3 protein-coding genes are annotated in these 2,942 nt (G+C 70.3%); all 3 read right to left on the bottom strand.

Annotated elements, in window-relative coordinates; genetic code table 11:
* Positions 1–476 (bottom strand): arginase family protein (locus SFU54_RS07510; protein ID WP_319015666.1); only part of this gene is annotated, 476 nt, incomplete at its 3' end.
* Positions 473–2,164: a urocanate hydratase gene (hutU, locus tag SFU54_RS07505; protein ID WP_319015665.1), complete on the bottom strand. Its 1,692-nt coding sequence runs from the start codon at positions 2,162–2,164 to the stop codon at positions 473–475. The genes SFU54_RS07510 and hutU, both read right to left, overlap by 4 nt.
* 21 nt (positions 2,165–2,185) lie before the next feature.
* On the bottom strand, positions 2,186–2,942 hold a 757-nt coding region (locus tag SFU54_RS07500), incomplete at its 5' end, for an aromatic amino acid lyase (protein WP_319015664.1).

The raw sequence follows: 2,942 nt of genomic DNA, 5'->3' as shown, positions 1-2,942 counted from the left end.
CGCACGGGCGATCCGTTCGTGACGCCATCGCGCAGATCGTGGTGCGCATCGAGCGTCACGAGACCGGCGGTGCTGATCGCGGCGCCCCACGACCCGAGGGCGGCCGGCACGGTCGCGGCGTTGTCTCCGCCGAGCACGATCACGAGCGGTCCCGTGCCCGCGAGTTCGGCAACCCGCGCCGTCGCGGCCGCCTCACCCACGCCGTCGGGCTCGGGCACATCGCCCGCGTCGGGCTCGGGCACATCGCCCGCGTCTAGCACGGTCAGCGGCGAACCATCGGGCCGAGTGAGCGCGTCGGCGGAGTAGTAGCGCAGGGCATCCCGAATCGCCGCGGGGGTCGTGTGCGCTTGACCCGGCGAGAGCGCGGTGCGCCATGTCGGGATGCCCACGACGACGGCATCTGCCTGCATGCCCGGCGCCCACGCGGACCAGTCGCCCGCCCGCGGCCACAGCGGGTCGTGCGCGAGCACGGTCACGCGCCCTCGCGCATCGGGATGCGCACACCGAGGTCGGCCACGATCTGCTCACCCTCGGTGTAGCCCGCATCAATGTGGCGAATGACGCCCATGCCGGGGTCGTTCGTCAGCACGCGCTGCACCTTCTGGCCGGCGAGTGCCGTGCCGTCAGCGACGACAACCTGCCCGGCGTGGATCGAGCGGCCGATGCCAACTCCCCCACCGTGGTGGATGGAGACCCACGTGGCACCGCTCGCAGTGTTGACGAGAGCGTTGAGCAAAGGCCAGTCGGCGATCGCGTCGCTGCCGTCTTTCATCGACTCGGTCTCGCGATACGGGCTCGCGACCGAGCCGGAATCGAGGTGGTCGCGGCCGATCGCGACGGGCGCGCTGAGCTCACCGCTCGCGACCATGTCGTTGAAACGCTCGCCCGCCTTGTCGCGCTCGCCGTAGCCGAGCCAGCAAATACGCGCCGGCAGCCCCTGGTAGTGAACACGCTCTTGCGCCATGGGAATCCAGCGCTGCAGGCTCTCGTTCTCGGGGAACATCTCGAGCACGGCGCGGTCGGTCGCCGCGATGTCGGCGGGGTCGCCGCTCAGCGCCGCCCAGCGGAACGGGCCTTTGCCCTGTGCGAAGAGCGGGCGGATGTAGGCGGGCACGAAGCCGGGGAAGCTGAACGCGTCGGAGTAACCGGCAGCGCGCGCCTCGGTACGGATGTTGTTGCCGTAGTCGAAGACCTCGGCTCCGGCCCGCTGGAACCCGACCATGGCCTCGACCTGCAGGGCCATCGACGCCCGCGATGCCGCCGCGAATCCGATGGGGTCGCGCTCGCGCGCCGCGTGCCAGTCGTCCATCGTGTGCTCGAGGGGCAGATACGCGAGCGGGTCGTGCGCGCTCGTCTGGTCGGTGACGATGTCGATGGGGGCTCCCATGGCGAGCAGGCGCGGGAAGACCTCGGCCGCGTTACCGAGCACGCCGATCGAGAGACCACGCCGGGCATCCCGTGCCTGAACGGCGAGTTCGAGAGCGTGCTCGAGCGAGTCGGCCTGCACGTCGAGATAGCGGTGCTCGACCCGGCGGGCGATTCGGCTGGGGTCGACGTCGACGCAGATCGCGACTCCATCGTTCATCGTGACGGCGAGCGGCTGCGCGCCGCCCATGCCGCCGAGTCCGCCCGTGAGGGTGATAGTGCCGGCGAGGGTTCCCCCGAACTTCTGTGTCGCCACCGCGGCGAAGGTTTCGAACGTGCCCTGCAGAATGCCCTGCGTGCCGATGTAGATCCACGAGCCGGCGGTCATCTGGCCATACATCGTGAGGCCGAGGGCCTCGAGCCGACGGAACTCATCCCAATTGGCCCAGTCGCCCACGAGATTCGAGTTGGCGAGCAACACGCGCGGCGCCCACTCGTGCGTCTGCATGACGCCGACCGGGCGACCCGACTGCACGAGCATCGTCTCGTCGCTCTTGAGCGTCGTGAGCGTGCGCTGCAGCGCGTCGAAGCTCGCCCAGTCGCGCGCGGCCTTGCCAGTGCCGCCGTAGACGACGAGCTCGTCGGGGTGTTCGGCCACCTCAGGGTCGAGGTTGTTCTGCAGCATGCGCAGAGCGCCCTCTTGCTGCCAGCCGAGCGTGTGCAGCTGGGTTCCGCGGTGGGCACGCACGGGGCGGGCTCCGGATGCTGCGCTCATGGGTGTCGCATCGGTGAGAGTCATGGCGTTCTCCTGTCGTCCGGTCTAGCGAATCTCGGTGACCGCGCGCGCGGCGGCCAACAGCGTTCCGTCGTGCGTGAGTCGCACGGCGTGGTCGATCTCGGGGGCGAGGTAGCGGTCGGGGCCGGGGCCGGGCACGTGCTCGCGCAAGGCTGCGACAACGGCCGCAGTCGCGGCCGCCGGGGCGATGCCGCGCAGGTCGAGCCCGCGCGCGGCCGTGAGCAGCTCGATTGCGACGACCCGCGTCAGCCCGTCGATCGAGCGCCGGAGTTTGCGGGCGGCTGACCAGCCCATCGCCACGTGGTCTTCTTGCATCGCGCTCGATGGAATCGAGTCGACGCTCGCGGGCACCGCGAGTCGCTTGAGTTCGCTCACGATTCCGGCTTGCGTGTATTGCGCGATCATGTGCCCCGAGTCGACCCCGGGGTCGTGAGCGAGAAACGGCGGCAGGCCCTGGTTGCGGCTCGCGTCGAGAAAGCGGTCGGTGCGGCGCTCGCTCATGCTCGCGAGGTCAGCCACGGCGATCGCCAGAAAGTCGAGCACGTAGCCGAGGGGTGCGCCGTGGAACGAGCCGTTCGAGACCACGCGGCCGTCGGGCGTCACGACGGGGTTGTCCACCGAGCTCGCGAGCTCCCGATTCGCGACCGACGCCGCGTGCGCCATCGTGTCGCGCACGGCCCCGTGCACCTGTGGGGCGCAGCGCAGCGAGTAGGCATCTTGCACGCGCTGGCAATCGTCGTGGCCGTCGGTCACCGTGCGGTGGCTCGCGATGATGGGCGAG

The sequence above is a fragment of the Microcella sp. genome, assembly GCF_033763155.1.
Taxonomy (GTDB): domain Bacteria; phylum Actinomycetota; class Actinomycetes; order Actinomycetales; family Microbacteriaceae; genus Microcella.
The sequence above is the reverse complement of the archived record's forward strand: the minus strand, read 5'-3'. Positions and strand labels throughout refer to the sequence as shown.